Here is a 17280-nt window from a genome sequence, read left to right as displayed (position 1 = left end):
GTCGTCGGGGACTGACTCCCCGGCGCGGGATCAGCCCTCGCCCAGGCGAGCCAGCAGGTCGCGACAGTCCGGCGAATCCAGCCGGCCATCCAACGAGGCCAAGGTCTCGCGCGCCACCGTGCGCAGGGGCTCCGCCAGTCGGCGCCAGCCCTCGAAACCACCCAGCAAGCGCGCTGCTACCTGCGGATTAATCGCATCGAGCGCGACCAGCTGCTCAGCCACCAGGCGGAAGCCGGCGCCGTCGGCGCGATGGAAGGCCAGTGGATTACCTCGTTGGAAGCTACCCAGCACGGCGCGCACGCGATTGGGATTGGCGGGACTCCACCAGTCCGAAGACAGCAGGGCTTTGACGTCGTCGCAAGCCGAGGCATCGGGCCGGGTCGCCACCAGAGCCAGCCATTTATCGGTCACCAAAGGATCGCTGGCGAACTGCGTACGGAAGCTGGCCAAGGCCGAGGCGGCGCCGGGCGCCGCGAAATGCATCAGGCCGCGCAGCGCAGCGGCGCGCTCGGTCATGGTGTGGGCGCTGTCGAACTGCCGCTGCGCCAGCACCGCCTGCGGATCGAGACGCGTCAGCCAAGCCAGGCAGGCATTGCGCAGCGCACGCGCCGCCATCGCCGTGCCGTCGAGCCCCTGCGCGGCCGGTGCGGCCAGTGCGTCGTAGCGTGCCTGCAGGGGAAGCGCCAGTGCCCGGGCCAGTCGGTCGAGCAGCGCGTTGCGCGCGCCCATCAGTGCCGCCACATCCACCACCGCGACCGCATCGGCCAAGGTGTCGAAGTCGGGCAGCGCCAGGCATTCGGCCACGAAGGCCGGATCGGCGGCATCGTCCGCCAGCAAGTCCGCAAGCGCCGCCTGCAGGGAAGCGGCCGCAGCGGGATCCTCGTCCAGCATCGCCAGCGTGGCGAGGCGCTGCAGGCCGTCCCAGCGGAAGAACTCGTCGCTTTCGATCTGCACGCAGCGCGCCAGCTCGGCCGATGGCTGCGGGAAGTTCAGCTTCACTGGCGCCGCGAAGCCCAGGTTGAAGGCGGCCAGCGGCTTGCCGGCCAGACCACTCCAGCGCAGCACATGCCGCGATGCGACCAGCTCGACGAGGTCGCCGCGCACCACGGCGTCGGTCTCGGGCAGCGCCGTAATCGGATGACCTTCGCCGTCGTAGAGCGCATAGCGAAGCGGCAGCAGCAGGGGCAGCTTGTCCGGCTGGTCTGGCGTCGGTGGCGTGTGCTGGTCAACGGTCAGCCGGTAGTCGCCGGTGCCGGCATCGAAGTCTTCGCGGATCGTCAGCTCGGGCGTGCCCGCCTGGGCGTACCAGCGCGCGAACTGTGAGAGATCCCGCCCGCTGGCGGCGGCGTGCGCGGCCAGGAAGTCCTCGATGGTCGCCGCGCGGCCGTCGTTGTCGGCGAAGTAGCGATCCATGCCCTCGCGAAAAACGGACTCGCCCAGCAGCGTGTGCAGCAGGCGAATGACCTCGGCGCCCTTCTCGTAGATGGTCAGGGTGTAGAAGTTGCTGATTTCTCGGTAGCGATCGGGCCGGACCGGATGCGCCAGTGCGCCGGAATCCTCGGCGAACTGGCGACCCCGCAGCACGCGCACCGCTTCGATCCGATTGATCGCGCGCGAATGCAGGTCGGCGCTGAATTCGCTGTCGCGGAATACCGTCAGGCCTTCCTTGAGCGAGAGCTGGAACCAGTCGCGCAGCGTGACCCGATTGCCGGACCAGTTGTGCAGGTATTCGTGCGCCACCACCGACTCGATCGCCAGGAAGTCGGCATCGGTGGCGGTAGCCTCGTCGGCCAGGATGTAGCGGGCGTTGAAGATATTCAGGCCCTTGTTCTCCATCGCACCCATGGTGAAGTCCTGGGCGGCGACCACGTTGAACACGTCCAGGTCGTAGCCGCGGCCAAAGCGGCGCTCATCCCAGCGCAGGCTGCGCTCGACCGCGCCCAGGGCGTAGTCGCAGCGCGGAACGTCGGCAGGATCGGCCCAGACGTTGAGTTCGACCTGCCGGCCTTCCGCGGTGCGCACCGAGTGCGTCACCCGGTCCAGGCGGCCGGCGGCAATCGCGAACAGGTAGCAAGGCGTGGGATGCGGATTTTCCCACACTGATTCGTGGCGACCATCGTCGAGCTCCCGGCGCGCCACCGGGTTGCCGTTGGCCAGCAGCACCGGGTACGGATCGCGCGCGGCACGCAGCGTGATGCGCCAGCGCGGCATCACGTCCGGACGGTCGGTGAAGAAGGTGATGCGCCGGAAGCCTTCGGCCTCGCACTGGGTCAGCAGCAGCTGGCCGCTGGGATACAGGCCTTCGAGTCGGGTGTTGCCGGCGGGATGGATGCGCACGCAGGTCTCGAGCTCGCAGGCGCCGGACAGGCCGTCGATGCGCAGTTCGCGGCCGTCGTAGCGGTAGCGGGCGGCATCCAGGGGCCGGCCATCGATGGCGATCGACAGCAGCGTGAGTTCCTCGCCGTCGAGCACCAGCGCCTGGCCCGGCTGGTCCGGGTCGGGCTCGAGCGACAGGCGGGCGCGGATTTCGGTGGCGTCCGGGTCGAGGTCGAATTCGAGGTCAGCGTGGAGGATTCGCCACGCGGGCGGGACGTAGTCGGCCAGGTGGATGTGGCCGTCGTCGCGTGGAAGGCTCATTTTTAGCGGTTTTCCGGGGTGTGACCGTGGTTTGCTAGGCTAGCACGCGCTCAATCACGGACCAGCCATGACTAACGACCTCCCTGGCTACGATGCCGTGCTCGCTGCGGCCGCCCGTATCGCCCCGCACGCCCAGCGCACGCCGGTATTGCGCTCGCGTTCGCTCGATGCGCTCACCGGCGCCGAGCTGCACTTCAAGTGCGAAAACTTCCAGCGCGCCGGCGCCTTCAAGTTCCGGGGCGCCTGCAATGCGGTCTGGTCGCTCGACGATGCCAGCGCATCGCGCGGCGTCGTCACCCACTCCTCGGGCAACCACGGCGCCGCGCTCGCGCTGGCCGCACGCGGCCGCGGCATCCCGGCGCACGTGGTGGTGCCCGACGGAGCCGTGAAGAGCAAGCTGGCCGCGATCGCCGCGTATGGCGCCGTGCTGCACCGCTGCGCACCGACGCTGGCCGCGCGCGAAGCGGCCGCGGCCCAGGTCCAGGCCGACACCGGCGCCGAGCTTGTTCACCCTTACACCGACCGACGCGTTATCGCCGGCCAGGGCACCGCCACGCTGGAACTACTGGCGGAGGCCGGCCCGCTGGACGCCCTGCTGGTCCCGCTGGGCGGCGGCGGCCTGGCCAGCGGCACCCTGCTGGCGGCGCGCGGCACCCCCGTGTTCGGCGCCGAGCCCGAGGGCGCAGCCGACACCTTCGAATCGCTGCGCCAGGGGCGTCATGTCACCGACCTGATCCCCGACACCGTCTGCGACGGCCTGCGCGGAACGGTGGGCGAAGTGAACCTGGCCATCATGCGTCGCGACGGGCTGCAGGCCCTGCTGGTGTCGGATGCCGAGACCCTGGCGGCGATGCGGCTGGTGTGGGAGCGGCTCAAGATCATCATCGAGCCGTCCTGCGCCACCGCCCTCGCCGCCGTGCTGCGCTACCCGGAGCATTTTTCCGGGCGGCGGGTCGGCCTGGTGCTCTCGGGGGGCAACGTCGATCTGACGTCGCTGCCCTGGCAGTCCTCCCCCGAGGCGCATTGACATGCCGACGGCCCTTGATCTGGAAGGCATCGACTTCGAAGCGGTTCTCGCCCGCATCGCCGATGAGGTGAGGCCACTGATCCCGCGGGGCACGACGGCCTCCTACATCCCGCGCCTCGCGCAGGTGCCTATCGACCGCTTCGGCATGGCCGTGGCGACACTCGACGGACGCCGGTTCTCGATCGGCGACGCCGACACCGTGTTTTCGATACAAAGCATTTCCAAGGTCTTCTCACTCAGCCTGGCACTGGACGCGCTGGGCGGGGATCTGTGGAAACGCGTGGGCCGCGAGCCCTCGGGCAACGCGTTCAATTCACTGGTGCAGCTCGAGCGCGAGCGCGGCGTGCCGCGCAACCCGTTCATCAATGCCGGTGCGCTGGTGGTGGCCGACGTGGTGCTGTCGAATCGAAGCGACGGCCTGGGGGCACTGCTCGAGTTCGCCCGCCAGCGGTCGGGCAACCCGGCCTTGGCGATTGACCTGGACGTGGCCGCCTCCGAAGCCGAGGCAGGTTTCCGCAACGTGGCGCTGGCCAACTACATCCGCAGCTTCGGCAACATCCAACAGCCGGTGGACGCGGTGCTGGACTTCTACTTCCACCAGTGCGCGCTCGCGATGAGCTGCGAGGACCTCGCGCTGGCGTTCCTGCATCTGGCCGATGGCGGACGTTGCCGGCGCAGCGCCACCCAGGTGATCAGCCCGCTGCGGGCCCGACGGATCAATTCACTGATGCTTACCTGCGGAACCTACGACGCCGCGGGCGATTTCGCCTTCCATGTCGGCCTGCCGGCCAAGAGCGGCGTGGGAGGCGGTATCGCCGCCGTGGTGCCCGGCGCGCTGGCGCTGGCGGTCTGGTCGCCCGGGCTCGATGAACGCGGTAATTCACTGGCCGGCGCCGCGGCGCTGGCGCATTTCACCGAAATCACCGGTCTGTCGATCTTTTGACCAATGCCCTCAGGGCGCCTGCGTGCCGAGGATGGGCTACTCGACCGTGACGCCCTTCCAGAATGCGACGCGGTCGCGGATCCCGGCCGCCGCTTCGGAGGGCTCCGGGTAATACCAGGCCGCGTTCTCGTTGCGTTCGCCGTCGACTTCAAGGGAGTAATAGAGCGCGGTGCCCTTCCACGGACAGCGCGTGCTGTGCGGGCTCGGCAAGAAATACTGCCTGCTGATCGATTCGATCGGAAAATAATGGTTGTTCTCGACGACGACGGTGTCGTCGGATTCGGCCAGTACGACACCCTTCCAGCTAGCTTTCATTCACGTCTTCCTGTTTCGCCCTGAACGCGCCAACCTTACCAGCGGCAGCAAACCGGCGCGTGACGCCTGCCCGGGACGACGCCTGTTCACGGCGCGACCGCAGCCGGCCAATGGCCGTAGCTCAGCACGCGCGTCAGCTGCCACGCCCCGTAGCCGCCAGATCATCGTGAAGTGCGCTTCGCCCTCGCATTGCCCGCTCGAGAACTGGAAAAAGCGGTGCGAGCCCAGGGCGATGACGCCGAAATCCTTGATCGGATGGACCCTCAGCGAACCCGGGATCAGCTCGCGGCTGAAATTTCCGCAAACATGCGTCCTGTTGTTGGTTAGCATCTCGTCCCGGTGCCAGGTAACGCCGCCATTGTCGTGATAGAACTCGACGTCCGGGTCGAAGTAGCTGGCATGCCGCTCCAGTTGGGCGGGATCGCTGCAGCGATTGAAAGCATCGAAGACTGCTTCGTCGAGAGCGGCGATGGTGGTGTAGAGCGGGTCGTCACCCGGCGCGGCGTCTACCCCTTCCCCAGACACCGGCAAGGGGCCGGCGAGCAAGACGCCAAACGTGATTGCAATCCACTTCGTATCCAGCTCCACTGGCCCGGACGACATCCGGAAGACTTGGAACCAAGCAAGCCGACCACCACGCGCGTCCATGTGCCCGCGCCAGGCAGCTGGCTGATCCTCGCCTCAACGTTCACGCCGGAAGGCTTTCGTATCACCCGTCCGCGTCAGCGGTCGCTGCTGTCCAGCACTTCGATCAGGGACCAACGCAGCGAGCTGCCGTCTGCCGGCGGCCGGGCCACGGTGGTTTCGCGCACGCGCAGCACGTACTCGACGCCCATCTTCCAGTCGAAGCCCTGGATGTCGCCGTAGTGCAGCTCCCACGGCGCGCCCGGCTGGGTGCGCACCTGCAGGCAGAGCTGCTGGGCCACGCCGGTGCAGGGCGCACGCTGGCCGGCGATCTGGACGATGCGCTCACGGCTTTCGGTGGCTGCGGGCTCGCGGCTGTCGAAACGCCAGGTGCCGCCTTCGGCCGACTGCAGGCGCAGGAAGGGGCCGTCGAAGCCGATGGCAAAGGGCGCGGCCATGGCCTGTATCAGGGCGGTTTCGCGCGCCATGATTTCCGGCGGGCACATCCGGCGCGTGCTGGCGATGGCGCCGCCTTCGCCGCCGAGCAGCAACTGTTCGCCATCGCGCAACCAGCCACCGGTATGGGTGTTGCAGGGGCCGCCCAGGGAGAAACGTTCCGCCTCGAAGCGCAGCGTCGCCGCGCCCGGCCCCAGGTCCGGCACCGAGCCTGCGCCGGGAGCGGCCACCAGTCGCCAATCCACGCCCTCCAGCACCGCGTTGTCGCCGGCGGACATGATCTCGGTGCGCGTGGTGGCGCAGCCGGCGAGGCTCGCGGCCAAGGCAAGAGCCAGCAGGCGAACAGCGGGGGAACGGGACATGGCAACTCCGGGACCAGGGGACCCGGGCAGTCTAGCGCCGGCGCACCGGAATGCGGTCGGCCGGAAAGCTGGCCAGGTCGGCACCGCCGTCACGGCGCGGCGCGCCGGGCGCCGGGCTCCAGGCCTGGGCCGTGATTACTTCCCAGGTGCTGGGCAGCACGCCGTCGCGGCGCAGCGGCTCATAGGCGGCGGTGACGCGCTGCAGACGCTCGCGGCCGCCCAGGCCGCGGCGACGATCGCGGCGGGCGTCCCCGGCGCCGATCGCGCGCAGCTCCTGCATCAGGCCGCGCAGGTCGGGATAGGTCAGCGTGTAGTTGTCGCGCTGCAGTACCGGGTCCCGGAAGCCCGCGGCCAGCATCGCGTCGCCCACCTGCTGGATCTGCACGAAGGGCGACAGCGGCGGCGTTTCACCGCACGTCAGATACGCGTCGCGCAATTCCGACAGCGTCTCGGGGCCGAACGTGGACAAGAGCAGCAGCCCGTCGGGGCGCAGCACGCGGCGGAACTCCGACAGCGTCGCCGGCAGGTCGTCCACCCACTGCAGGCAAAGGCTGGAGAAAATCACGTCCGCGCACTGATCGGCCAGGGGCAGCTGGGAAACATCGGCGTTCACCCGCCGCACCGGCCGCCAGAAGCGCGTGTGCCGGGGCACTTCGCGCAGCATCGGCAGGGCGGCGTCGAGCGCGATCACTTCGGCCTTGGGCCAGCGTTTCTTCATCGCGCCGGCGGCGCGGCCAGGGCCGCAGCCCAGATCCAGGATGCGCCCGGGCGAACGGTCGCCGAGATAGTCGAGCTGTTCGAGCAGGCGCGCTTCGGCCTCGCGCTGCAGCGCGGCGACGGCGGCGTAGTTCGGCGCGGCGCGGCCAAAGCTGCGGCGCAGCTGGCGGCGGTCGAAGATCGCGTTCATGGCGGGCAATCCGCGGCGAAATCCACCAGCGCCTCGGCCACTTCGTCGGCATGGGTCAGGAAGGGCGCATGACCGCCGCTGGCCACCTGCACGAAGTGGCCCTTCGGCGCCGCATCGGCCGCGGCCTGCATCGCCGCCGGCGACACCAGCCGGTCGCGCCGGCCCGCGATCCACAGGCTGGGCATCGCCAGCGCCGGCAGTGCGGCACGCAGGTCGCTGTTTTCGAGCAAGGCCAGGCCCTCGCAAAGCACATCGGCCGACGGTTCGCCGTGGGCGAACACTTCCGCGCGCAGCAGCTTCAGCTCCTCGCGCACATGATCCGAGCCCTGGGCCTCGAGCATCAGGAAACGATCGAGTGTGCCCCGGTAGTCGCGCCCCAGTTCACTGGCGAAGCTGCGAAACACCGCGGCGTCCATGCCCGCGGCCCAATCCTGGCCGCGCACGAAGCGTGGGCTCGCGGCCAGCATCACCAGGCCGCGCAGGGTTTCCGGATGGGTGGCGGCCTGCTGCAGCGCCACCAGGCCGCCCAGCGACCAGCCCAGCCAGAGGGCGCGCGGCGGTACCACTTCCGCCACGGCGGCCGCGGCTGCGGCGAGCTGCAGCGGCAGGCCGGTATCGGCGCTTCGTCCGTGGCCCGGCAAGTCCAGAAGATGCAGGGTGAAGTCTCGCTCCAGCCGCGCCACCAGCGGCGCGAAAATGCCCGCATGCATAGCCCAGCCATGCAGCAGCACCAGGTCCGGGCCCTGGCCGCGGACTTCATGGAACAGGCTCATGCCGGAATCGGCTGGGGGCTGGCGTCCAGCGCTTGGGCCAAGGCGGCCAAGAGACCGTCTACGTCGCGCTCGCCGTGCTCACAGCTGAGCGTGATGCGCAGGCGCGCCTGCTGTTCTGGCACGGTCGGCGGACGGATGGCGGTGACCAGGTAGCCGGCCTCCTCAAGCGCGCGCGAAACCGCCAGTGCACGCGCGTTGTCGCCCAGCACGATGGGCTGGATCGGGGTAAAGGCTTCCTGCAGCGGCAGGCCCATCGCCGAGGCGCCGCGGCGGAAGCGTGCCACCAGCGAGGCCAGCTTGGCGCGGCGCCAGGCCTGGCTGCGGATCAGCTTCAGGCTGGCGCGCATGGCCGCGGCCATCGCCGGTGCCGGCGCGGTGGAATACAGGTACGGGCGTGCGGTTTCGGCGATATGACCGATCACGGCGGCGCTACCCAGCAGCATCGCGCCCTGGCCGCCAAAGGCCTTGCCCAGCGGCACCAGCAACAGCGGCACCTCGCGCGCACCCAGGCCCGCTGCGGCCAGGCTTCCGCGCCCTTCCGGACCCAGCACGCCCACGCCGTGGGCATCGTCTACGTACAGCAGCGCGTCCTGCGCACGCGCCACCAGGGCCAGGTCGGCCAGCGGCGCCTGGTCGCCGTCCATGCTGAAGACGCCATCGGTGGCCAGCAGGGCGACGCCGTCGCGCCGCGTCATCAGCTGGCGCATCGCCGCTTCGACGTCGGCATGCGGATAGCGCTTGAGTTCGCAGCGCGCCAGGCGGGCGCCATCAATCAGGCAGGCGTGGTTGAGCTTGTCCTGCACGCACAGGTCGCCTTCGCCCAGCAGCGACTGCATCACGGCCAGGTTGGCCTGGTAGCCGCTGCCGAAAAACAGGCCGCGCTCGTAGCACAGCCACTGCGCCATCTCGCGCTCGAACGCGGCGTGTTCGGAATGATGGCCGCTGACGCCGGCGGAACCGGTACTGCCGACACCGTGCCAGGCGGCGGCTTCCTGCAGCGCGCTGACCACGTCCAGGTGCTGGCTCAGGCCCAGGTAGTCGTTGCCGCAGAAGCTGGTCAGCTGGCGCCCGTCCACCAGCACCTGCACGCCCTCGCGCGCCCCGACCTCGCGTCGCGTGCGGACCGCCTGCGCGGCCTCGCGTGCGGCGCGGGCACTGGCGATGCGGTCGGCGAGGCGCTGGCGGGCCATGTCAGGCGGTGCAGGGCTTGGCGGCCGGCGCGACGATGTCGGCGTGCACGGTGTTTGATTCCTGCACCACCGGCATCGGCCGCAGGCCCAGGCGCTGGAACAGGGCGTGGTCGGCTTCGACGTCCGGGTTACCGGTGGTCAGCAGCTTTTCGCCGTGGAAGATCGAGTTGGCACCGGCCAGGAAGCATAGCGCCTGCAGTTCGTCGTTCATTTCGGCGCGCCCGGCCGACAGCCGCACCATCGAGGCGGGCATGACGATGCGGGCGACGGCGATGGTGCGCACGAACTCGAAGGCGTCAAGCAGGGCCGTGCCCTTGAGCGGCGTGCCTTCAACCTGCACCAGGCGATTGATCGGCACCGAATCCGGATGCGCCGGCAAGGTCGCCAGCGCCTGCAGCAGACCGGCGCGCTGCGCCCGTGTTTCACCCATGCCGACGATGCCGCCGCAGCAGGTCTTCATGCCCACGTCGCGGACGTGGCCCAGCGTGTCCAGGCGATCCTGGTACTCACGGGTCTTGATCACGTCACCATAGAACTCGGGATCGGTGTCGAGATTGTGGTTGTAGTAGTCAAGCCCCGCCGCGCGCAGCGCCACGGCCTGGTCGGCCTTGAGCATGCCCAGGGTCGCGCAGGTCTCCAGGCCCAGGGCCTTCACCTCGCGGATCATCTCGGCCACCTTGGGGATGTCGCGATCCTTGGGGCTGCGCCAAGCGGCGCCCATGCAAAAACGCGAGGCGCCAGCGGACTTGGCGGCGCGGGCCTTGCCCAGCACTTCGTCCAGCGTCATCAGTTTCTGGGCCTGCACGCCGGTGTCGTAGCGCGCGGCCTGCGGGCAGTAGGCGCAGTCCTCGGGGCAACCGCCGGTCTTGACCGAAAGCAGGGTCGAGACCTGGACTTCACACGGGTCAAAACGCTCACGGTGCACGGCGCCGGCGCGCTGCATCAGCTCGGGGAAAGGAAGATCGAACAGGGCGAGGACTTCTTCGCGCGTCCAGTCGTGGCGGATGACAGCAGGCATGGCAAACCCCTGACGGCAAAGAATTAATGGAGTGCGGCAGTCTGGTGAGCATGCCCACCCCTGTCAACCAAACGACGCCGCGACAGGTTGACGGCGGAGCCGTCTCCGACGACACCCCCCAAGCCCGGGACCCCTCCCCGTTCACGGACGCGCCAGCCGGAAGTGGAGCACATCATGGGGTGACCGCGCCTGTCCGTTTTTCTCAGTGGCTGGGGCGGGTGCTGCTGCCGCTGCGCTGCCTGGTTTGCGAACTACCCGGTGCCGATGGCCGCGACCTGTGCGGGGACTGCTGCGAGGCCTTGCCCTGGGGCGGCAGTGCCTGCCCGCGCTGCGCCCTGCCGATGCCGGTCGGCGAGCGCTGCGGCCGCTGCCTGAAGCGTGCGCCGCCACTGGACGCCACCCTGGCGGTGCTGGCCTATCGTTTCCCCGTGGATCGGCTGCTGCCGCGCTTCAAGTTCCATGGCGACCTGGCCGCCGGCCGGCTGCTGGCCCAGCTGATGGTCGCCGGGCTGCCGGCGTGGCCCCCCGGCTCGCCGCCGCCGGCCTTGGTTCCCGTGCCCCTGCATCCGTCGCGCCTGCGCCAGCGCGGCTACGACCAGGCACTCGAGCTGGCCAAACCGGTCGCGGCGGCGCTGAACCTGCCGCTGCACAGTCACGTGCTGCGTCGGGTTCGCGCCACCCAGGCACAAACCCTGCTCGGCGCAGCGGGTCGGCGCCGCAATGTCCGGCGCGCATTTGCCTGTACGCCGGGAACGCTGCCGGCCCATGTGGTGTTGCTCGACGACGTCATGACCACCGGCGCCACCCTGGGCGAATGCGCACGGGCCCTGCGCCTTGCCGGCGTGGCGCGCGTCGATGCCTGGGTGCTGGCCCGGGCACCCTCGCCCGGCGCGGACGCTCAGCGCAGCAGGTAATGGAGCGCGATGCCCACGAAGATCACCAGGCCCACCCATTGATTGGCCAGGAAGGCGCGGAAGCTGCCGGCGCGGTCGCGGCCACGCGCCATCCAGAACTGCAGCAGCACCAGCACAAAGGCCACCGCCAGCGCCGCCTGGTAGTGCAGCCCCAAGCCTGCCCGGGCACCCACCAGCCACATCGCCCAGAAAAAGCCCGCGTAGATCACGCCCTGGGCCAGCAGGTCGGCGTCACCAAACAAAATGGCGGTGGACTTCGAACCCAGGCGCAGGTCGTCTTCGCGGTCCACCATGGCGTACCAGGTGTCGTAACCGGTGGTCCAAAGCAGGTTGCCCAGGAACAGCAGCCAGGCGATCGGCGGCACGCTGCCCTGCACGGCCGCGAAGGCCATCGGGATGCCCCAGCCGAAAGCGATGCCCAGGTAGACCTGCGGCAGATAGGTGTGGCGCTTGAGCAGCGGGTAGGTCGCGGCCAGCGCCGCCGCCGCGACGCTCAGCGCCACGGTCAGCCAGTTCGTCAGCAGCACCAGGCCGAAGGCCAGCAGCATCATCACGGCGAACAGCACCAGCGCCTCGCGCGGCGACACCGCGCCGGTGGCAAGCGGGCGGTCCTTGGTGCGCTCGACGTGCGGGTCGAGCCAGCGGTCGTTGTAGTCGTTGATGACGCAGCCGGCGGAGCGCGTCAGCCAGACGCCGGCGGTAAAGATCAGCAGCACGCCCAGCGGCGGCACGCCGTCGGCGGCCAGCCACAGCGCCCACCAGGTCGGCCACAGCAGCAGCAGGATGCCGACCGGGCGATCACCGCGGACCAACTGCCAGTAAAGCGGCCAGCGCTGCCGCCAGTGCGACGGCCTGCGGTCGGGAAGTGGCGGCGTATGGCGTTCGTAGGACATCCGCAAAGCCTAGCAGAGCGCCGTCGCGCACCCATGACCCTTGGCACCCCGCGGCCACGACCCCTTGACCGAAGGCCTTGGCGTCCCCAACTTAAGCAGCGTCATCCACCGCCACGGGAACAAAGACCATGAGTGCAGGCCAGGGCTCCACCGGCAACATCATCGCCGCCATCTGCAGCTTCTTCGTGCCGGGACTGGGCCAACTGGTCCAGGGCCGTCCGCTTTCGGCCATCCTCTGGTTCCTGTTGGCCTGTGCGGCGTTCGCGGTCACGTGGCTCATCACGCTCAGCCTGCTGCCTTTCGGCTGGTTCGTGATCAGCATCCTCTCGTGCATCAACGCCGCGATGTACTCGCCGTCCTCGCGCTGAGTCGTTTTACCCGGCCTGGGCACGCAGCCACGTGCCCAGCGCCTCCGGATCCAGCGGCCGGGTGAACAGGTAGCCCTGGGCCTGGTCGCAGCCCTGCTCGCGCAGCATGGTCAGGCTTGCCTCGGTTTCCACCCCTTCCGCCACCACCTCCATGCCCAGCGCATGGCCCAGGCTCACCACCGCCTGGGTCAGGCCCTGCAATCGGGCGCCGTCGGCCATCTGCTGGACGAAGCTGCGGTCGATCTTGAGGTGCCGCACCGGGAAACGGTGCAGGTAGGACAGGTTCGAGAAACCGGTGCCGAAATCGTCCACCGCCAGGCTGATCCCGTTGGCTGAAAAAAGATCGAAGGCGCGCCGCAGCACGTCGGTATCGCGCATCAGCGCCGACTCGGTCAGCTCCAGCTCCAGGCGACTGGTCGGCCAGTGGTTTCGTGCGCATATCTCCAGCACGTCGGTGGCGAACTGCGGGTCGCGCAGCTGCACGGCCGACACGTTCACCGCGATGCGATCAAACGCCAGCCCCTGCGCATGCCACTCGCCCGCCTGGCGGCAGGCTTCGCCCAACACCCAGCGGCCGATGGCCAGGATCTCGCCGCATTCCTCGGCAATCGGGATGAATTCAACCGGGGAACGACTGTCGCCGGCGGTCGTGCGCCAGCGCAACAGGGCCTCGATGCCCGATACCCGACCATCGGCCAAGGACAGCGTCGGCTGGTAGACCAAAGACAGTTCCTTGCGGGCCAGGGCCTGGCGCAGCTCCTGCTCCAAGGTCACCCGGCGCTGCACGCGCTCGTAGAAGCTGTCGTTGTAGAACTCGAAGGTATTGCGGCCGGCATCCTTGGCCGCGTACATCGCCGTATCGGCCGAACGCATCAGCGCTTCCAGATCCGGATTGCCCTGGCTGAGCAGGGCGATGCCGATGCTGCAGCCCACCCGCGCCTCATGCTCGCCCAATGAAATGGGCTGGCCGAGCGCTTCAATGATCTTGCGGGCCACGATGGCCGCATCCTCGGGACGGCCCACCTCGCGCAGCAGCACCAGGAATTCGTCGCCGCCCAAGCGACCGACCAGGTCGCTGCCGCGCACGCAGGTGCGCAGCCGTCCGGCGACTTCCTGCAGCAGGCGGTCACCCGCCTCGTGGCCCAAGGTGTCGTTGACGTTCTTGAAGCGGTCCAGGTCCAGGAACATCAGGGCCAGCGGCGGTTCGCCCTTGCGCACCGAGGCGATCGCATCCAGCGCCCGACGGCGGAACAGGAAGCGGTTCGGCAGACCGGTCAGCGTGTCGTAATGCGCCAACTGCTCGATCTGCTCGCTGGCCTCGTGCTCCTCGGTAATGTCCTGGGTCAGGCCCGTGATGCGGTGCGGCTTGCCGTCCACGTATTCGAGCCGGCCGGTGATGCGTAGCCAGATCCGGCGGTCGTCCGGCGTGTAGTACGTGACTTCCAGCGACTCTTCATCCGAACCCTCGGCAAACATGCGATCGATGGCCTCGCGCAGGCGCTGCTGCGACTGCGCGTCGTAGTTTGGCAGCGTCTCTTCGAGGCTGAGCGCCGATCCAGGCTGGAGACCATGGATGCGATAGTTCTCGTCGGTCCAGTGCAGCTGGCCATCCGCCATCATCTCGAAGCCGCCGATACGGCCCATCGCTGCGATCCGGTTGAGCAGGTCGTTGCGCCACTTCGAGTTGCGCTCCGCAAGCACCTGGTCGGTGATGTCGTGGATCACGCCCACCAGGCGCAGCACCCGTCCGTCCGGGGCACGCATGCCCTCGCCGCGCGCCTTGGTGAAACGACGCTCGCCGTCGGGGCGAACCATCACCAGCTCCATCTCATAGGACTCGCCGGTGGCCAGGGTCCTGCGCGAAGCCGCCTTCAGCCGTTCGTAGGACTCGGGCTCGTAAAGGTGGCGCTGGCCGCGGAACGGCGGCGGTGGCTGGTCGCCAGGCAGCCCGGCGATGACGAAGAGTTCGTCCGACCACCAGATGGCGTCGGTATCCGGATCCCAACTCCAGCTGCCGAGCCGGGCGACATGCTGGGCCTGGTTCATCAGCAGTTCGCGCTCGCGCAGCTGCTGCTCGATCAACTTGTATTCGGTGATGTCGGTGTGGGTGCCGATGACCCGGCGCGGGCGTCGGTCCAGGGTCCAGTCAATCACGCGGCCACGGTCCAGGATCCAACGCCAGTCGCCGTCGGCGTGGCGCGCCCGGTAAACGGACTGATAGCTGTCGCGCTGGCCTTCCAGATGCAGTTCCAGGGCGGTGGCGACGCGCGGCTGGTCTTCCGGATGCACCAGCTGCCGCCAGCTGTCGAGGTTGTCGGGCAGATAGTCGGGCGCGTAGCCGAGCATCCCCAGGCAGCGTGCCGAGCGGTAAACGCGGCCGGTGTCGGCGCTCCAGTCCCACAGGCCGTCCTGGGCGTTTTCCAGGGCGAAGCGCCAGCGCGCCCGGCTGGGCGATTCCGCCAGTTCGGGCTCTTGGCTGGGATTGAACAGGCTGGCGGTGTAGCCGAGGATCCGGCCGTCTTCGTTCAGCGCGGCGCACAGCACGCAGTCCATCGCCAGGTCGCCGTTGCGATAGGCGTGATGGACCAGGCGGCCGGGATGGTCGGCCAGCTGCGCTATCGCGTCCGCCAGGACCGGCTGCAGCGCCTCTTCCAGCGCCGGCGTCAGCAGGTCGCGAGCGCGATCATTGCCGGACACGAAGCGCCCTGCCGCGTCGAGCACCAGCAGTGCGCGACGTGAAGGGTGCAGCATCATGCTGTCGAGGAAAGCGGAATCCACGTGATACGAGCCCGGGCAAGAACCCCCCGAATCTATCGCGCCCGTGCAAGTGAAGGAACCAACGGCGTCCCGGGACGTGACCCGGGCCACATTCGGACCGGCAACCCTTAGACCGGAAGCGCCATCGGTGCCATAATCCGCGCCGCAATGCGCCCGTAGCTCAGCTGGATAGAGCACCACCCTCCGAAGGTGGGGGTCACAGGTTCGACTCCTGTCGGGCGCGCCATGCCATCCCAGCCCGCGGCAGCAGCATCACTCTGCCGGCGGCGCTTCCACGGTATAGCCGCGGGCGGCCAACGCCCTGAGGTAGCCGCGTTCGCCCACCACACGCGCCATCGGCAGCACGGCCACGCTTTCAGGGTGTGTCGCCAGCGCCGTTTCCGCTGCCTGTAGCCAGGCCGCCTCGACCCGTGCAGGCAGTTCGCTGAAGCCGCTGCGCTGGGCCAGTCCGCTTCCCAACAAGGCATCGGTGCACGCCTTGGCATTGTCGGCGTAGGGCAGCGCCTCGAGCGTGGCGAGGTCGCCGATGGCCCAGGCGTTGGCGCGACTCGCCAGGGTTTCCAGATCGTTTTCCACTTGGTCTAGCGTCTTGCGGAAGCAGGCGAGATCGTCGAACTCGCTGCTGCGGAACTCCTTCACGGCCGCCTTGGCGTCCTCGATCACCAGGGTCACCACTGGCTGTTCAACCGGCACGTTGGCGCGCTTGGCGGCGCGGCGCAGCTCGCGGCCGACGACATCGCGCCAGGACAGGTCGGCGCGATCGAAAGCGGCATCGCGCAGATCCATGGCGGCCAGGATCGGCCGGCGTTTCTCGACGCCGCGGTCGCGGCCCAGGTAGATCGCCTTGAGCCGCAGCCAGCGTGCGTAGTCGGCGGCAGGCAGCACGTCCGGCAAACGCTCGCCCTCGGGATTGTTGCGCGCCCTCAGCAGCGAAGGCACCAGGAACAGGCCACCGAGCGCGGCGCCTTGGGCATCTACTTTCACCGTGGGTGGCATCAACAGCACGCCGGCCGCGGCAACCCGCCGCTCGACCTCGCGTGAACTCCATTCCATTCGCTTGGGCAGCGGCGCGAGCGTGCCCAGCACCCACAGGACCCGACCGTCACGCGACACTTTCCACAGCCCGGGCCCGGGCTGGGCGCCGCTGACCACGATGGTCTCGAGAATGGGCGTGGGCGGTGGCGGCGGATCGCTCGCGACGGCGGGCATCGCGGCCAGCAAGGCCAGCCAGGCGGCCAGCACCAGACGCGGCGTCATGGGCGGCATCCGCCCATCGGTTCAGCCTTTGCGCGCATCAACGATGAGCCGGGCGACATGGGCATCTCCTTTTTCCAGCAGCTCCACCGGCGTGTACTGGAAACCAGTGAGCACCATCGCTTCGCCCACGCACCACTCGCGCTGTTCCTTGCTGAGGGTAGCGGCACCCGCCGCCACCGCGCCAAGTAGCTCGGGCGTGGGCGTGGTGTCCTGTGGTTCGGGCGCACGCTTGGTTTGCCCGGCCGCGGCCGCCCCCGTGCCGGCCTTGTCGGCCTCGCTGCGCAGCCAGGCCAGTCGCGCCAGCGCCACCGCCAGCCGATCGCCGCCATCGGTGAGCTTGGGCACGGCCTTGGCAACCGCGCCCAGCAGCGCGTCGTATTCCACCGACTGCGCCTGCTGCTGCTTGGCGCCGACATCGGCCTGCCCCTGCAGTTCGGTCAGCTTCGCCTCCAGCTGCAGAATCTCGGTGGCGGGATCGACCAGAGTCTTGGCGGCGAGCAGGCGCATCACCTTTTCGCCCATGCGGCCGTAAATCGCGGGATCGCTGAACTTGAGGTCGCGGGCGGCGGTCTGCCAGGCCAGGGCGACCTGACTGACGGTCTGGCTCTTCTCGGGCCCCGCGTTCGGCGCGGCCTCGTTCGAAGCCTCGGTGAGGGCCGACGTCGCGCTGGCGTTGGACTGGGCCTGGATGGCCAGGTCCAGCCGCTCGCAGAGTTCGGATTTCTGGAAATCGCGCGCCTGCTTGCGCAGCTCGATGCGGCAGTCAATCAGCAGGGCACGAAGATCCTTCATGCCTGCATTCTATGCCCGGCCGATGC

General features: G+C 69.0%; 16 protein-coding genes and 1 tRNA gene. 5 read left to right on the top strand and 12 right to left on the bottom strand.

What is annotated here, in order from left to right; genetic code table 11:
* Positions 1-30: 30 nt before the first annotated feature.
* The gene (pepN, locus tag ACYVGY_RS09370; RefSeq protein WP_460457222.1) at positions 31-2637 is read right to left on the bottom strand and encodes an aminopeptidase N; all 2607 of its coding nucleotides are present in this window, start codon (positions 2635-2637) and stop codon (positions 31-33) included.
* A gap of 67 nt (positions 2638-2704) precedes the next feature.
* Between pepN and ACYVGY_RS09365 the strand changes: the two genes are divergently transcribed.
* The gene (locus ACYVGY_RS09365; RefSeq protein WP_460457221.1) at positions 2705-3664 is read left to right on the top strand and encodes a pyridoxal-phosphate dependent enzyme; all 960 of its coding nucleotides are present in this window, start codon (positions 2705-2707) and stop codon (positions 3662-3664) included.
* Between the two features lies 1 nt (position 3665).
* Positions 3666-4607 (top strand): glutaminase, encoded by a 942-nt coding sequence (locus tag ACYVGY_RS09360; RefSeq protein WP_460457220.1) that lies wholly within the window; start codon positions 3666-3668, stop codon positions 4605-4607.
* A 36-nt stretch (positions 4608-4643) separates the two neighbouring features.
* On the opposite strand, the gene ACYVGY_RS09355 is transcribed toward ACYVGY_RS09360, so the two are convergent.
* From ACYVGY_RS09355 to bioB, 7 genes are all read right to left on the bottom strand, one after another.
* Positions 4644-4922 (bottom strand): DUF427 domain-containing protein, encoded by a 279-nt coding sequence (locus ACYVGY_RS09355; RefSeq protein ID WP_460457219.1) that lies wholly within the window; start codon positions 4920-4922, stop codon positions 4644-4646.
* Complete coding sequence (locus ACYVGY_RS09350) at positions 4923-5570, bottom strand: nuclear transport factor 2 family protein (RefSeq protein WP_460457218.1); 648 nt, start codon at positions 5568-5570, stop codon at positions 4923-4925.
* Between the two features lie 74 nt (positions 5571-5644).
* The gene (locus ACYVGY_RS09345; RefSeq protein ID WP_460457217.1) at positions 5645-6364 is read right to left on the bottom strand and encodes a DUF4377 domain-containing protein; all 720 of its coding nucleotides are present in this window, start codon (positions 6362-6364) and stop codon (positions 5645-5647) included.
* A 31-nt stretch (positions 6365-6395) separates the two neighbouring features.
* Complete coding sequence (gene bioC / locus ACYVGY_RS09340) at positions 6396-7271, bottom strand: malonyl-ACP O-methyltransferase BioC (protein WP_460457216.1); 876 nt, start codon at positions 7269-7271, stop codon at positions 6396-6398.
* Positions 7268-8038: a pimeloyl-ACP methyl ester esterase BioH gene (gene bioH / locus ACYVGY_RS09335; RefSeq protein ID WP_460457297.1), complete on the bottom strand. Its 771-nt coding sequence runs from the start codon at positions 8036-8038 to the stop codon at positions 7268-7270. The genes bioC and bioH overlap by 4 nt, the downstream gene beginning before the upstream one ends.
* 2 nt (positions 8039-8040) lie before the next feature.
* Entirely contained in the window at positions 8041-9234 is a 1194-nt protein-coding gene (gene bioF / locus ACYVGY_RS09330; RefSeq protein WP_460457215.1) for an 8-amino-7-oxononanoate synthase, read from the bottom strand.
* Position 9235: 1 nt separating this feature from the next.
* Positions 9236-10252 carry a biotin synthase BioB gene (bioB, locus tag ACYVGY_RS09325; protein WP_460457214.1) on the bottom strand — a complete coding sequence of 339 codons (1017 nt, stop codon included), beginning with the start codon at positions 10250-10252 and terminating at the stop codon, positions 9236-9238.
* A gap of 179 nt (positions 10253-10431) precedes the next feature.
* On the opposite strand from bioB, the gene ACYVGY_RS09320 reads away from it, so the two are divergent.
* On the top strand, positions 10432-11166 hold the full coding sequence (locus ACYVGY_RS09320) for a ComF family protein (RefSeq protein ID WP_460457213.1): 735 nt from the start codon (positions 10432-10434) through the stop codon (positions 11164-11166).
* Here the strand turns inward: ACYVGY_RS09320 and ubiA are convergent.
* The gene (ubiA, locus tag ACYVGY_RS09315) at positions 11151-12059 is read right to left on the bottom strand and encodes a 4-hydroxybenzoate octaprenyltransferase (RefSeq protein WP_460457212.1); all 909 of its coding nucleotides are present in this window, start codon (positions 12057-12059) and stop codon (positions 11151-11153) included. The genes ACYVGY_RS09320 and ubiA overlap by 16 nt on opposite strands.
* A 128-nt stretch (positions 12060-12187) precedes the next feature.
* Between ubiA and ACYVGY_RS09310 the strand changes: the two genes are divergently transcribed.
* Positions 12188-12427: a hypothetical protein gene (locus ACYVGY_RS09310; protein WP_460457211.1), complete on the top strand. Its 240-nt coding sequence runs from the start codon at positions 12188-12190 to the stop codon at positions 12425-12427.
* A 6-nt stretch (positions 12428-12433) separates the two neighbouring features.
* Here ACYVGY_RS09310 and ACYVGY_RS09305 read toward each other — a convergent pair whose 3' ends face one another.
* Positions 12434-15205, bottom strand: coding sequence for a sensor domain-containing protein (locus tag ACYVGY_RS09305; protein WP_460457210.1), 2772 nt, complete (start codon positions 15203-15205; stop codon positions 12434-12436).
* Between the two features lie 149 nt (positions 15206-15354).
* Here ACYVGY_RS09305 and ACYVGY_RS09300 point away from each other — a divergent pair.
* Positions 15355-15431: transfer RNA gene (locus ACYVGY_RS09300), tRNA-Arg, on the top strand.
* 26 nt (positions 15432-15457) lie between these two features.
* Here ACYVGY_RS09300 and ACYVGY_RS09295 read toward each other — a convergent pair.
* The gene (locus ACYVGY_RS09295; RefSeq protein ID WP_460457209.1) at positions 15458-16462 is read right to left on the bottom strand and encodes a TraB/GumN family protein; all 1005 of its coding nucleotides are present in this window, start codon (positions 16460-16462) and stop codon (positions 15458-15460) included.
* Positions 16463-16483: 21 nt separating this feature from the next.
* Positions 16484-17254: a hypothetical protein gene (locus ACYVGY_RS09290; RefSeq protein ID WP_460457208.1), complete on the bottom strand. Its 771-nt coding sequence runs from the start codon at positions 17252-17254 to the stop codon at positions 16484-16486.
* Between the last annotated feature and the right edge of the window lie 26 nt (positions 17255-17280).

This window comes from Arenimonas alkanexedens (assembly GCF_054781355.1).
Note: the sequence above shows the minus strand (reverse complement) of the source record. Positions and strands in the feature narration are given on the sequence as shown.

Excerpts from the sequence above, each read along its gene's own strand:
- pepN (WP_460457222.1), bottom strand. The coding sequence starts at position 2,637 with ATGAGCCTTCCACGCGACGACGGCCACATCCACCTGGCCGACTACGTC.
- ACYVGY_RS09365 (WP_460457221.1), top strand. The coding sequence starts at position 2,705 with ATGACTAACGACCTCCCTGGCTACGATGCCGTGCTCGCTGCGGCCGCC.
- ACYVGY_RS09360 (WP_460457220.1), top strand. The coding sequence starts at position 3,666 with ATGCCGACGGCCCTTGATCTGGAAGGCATCGACTTCGAAGCGGTTCTC.
- ACYVGY_RS09355 (WP_460457219.1), bottom strand. The coding sequence starts at position 4,922 with ATGAAAGCTAGCTGGAAGGGTGTCGTACTGGCCGAATCCGACGACACC.
- ACYVGY_RS09350 (WP_460457218.1), bottom strand. The coding sequence starts at position 5,570 with ATGGACGCGCGTGGTGGTCGGCTTGCTTGGTTCCAAGTCTTCCGGATG.
- ACYVGY_RS09345 (WP_460457217.1), bottom strand. The coding sequence starts at position 6,364 with ATGTCCCGTTCCCCCGCTGTTCGCCTGCTGGCTCTTGCCTTGGCCGCG.
- bioC (WP_460457216.1), bottom strand. The coding sequence starts at position 7,271 with ATGAACGCGATCTTCGACCGCCGCCAGCTGCGCCGCAGCTTTGGCCGC.
- bioF (WP_460457215.1), bottom strand. The coding sequence starts at position 9,234 with ATGGCCCGCCAGCGCCTCGCCGACCGCATCGCCAGTGCCCGCGCCGCA.
- bioB (WP_460457214.1), bottom strand. The coding sequence starts at position 10,252 with ATGCCTGCTGTCATCCGCCACGACTGGACGCGCGAAGAAGTCCTCGCC.
- ubiA (WP_460457212.1), bottom strand. The coding sequence starts at position 12,059 with ATGTCCTACGAACGCCATACGCCGCCACTTCCCGACCGCAGGCCGTCG.
- ACYVGY_RS09310 (WP_460457211.1), top strand. The coding sequence starts at position 12,188 with ATGAGTGCAGGCCAGGGCTCCACCGGCAACATCATCGCCGCCATCTGC.
- ACYVGY_RS09295 (WP_460457209.1), bottom strand. The coding sequence starts at position 16,462 with ATGACGCCGCGTCTGGTGCTGGCCGCCTGGCTGGCCTTGCTGGCCGCG.
- ACYVGY_RS09290 (WP_460457208.1), bottom strand. The coding sequence starts at position 17,254 with ATGAAGGATCTTCGTGCCCTGCTGATTGACTGCCGCATCGAGCTGCGC.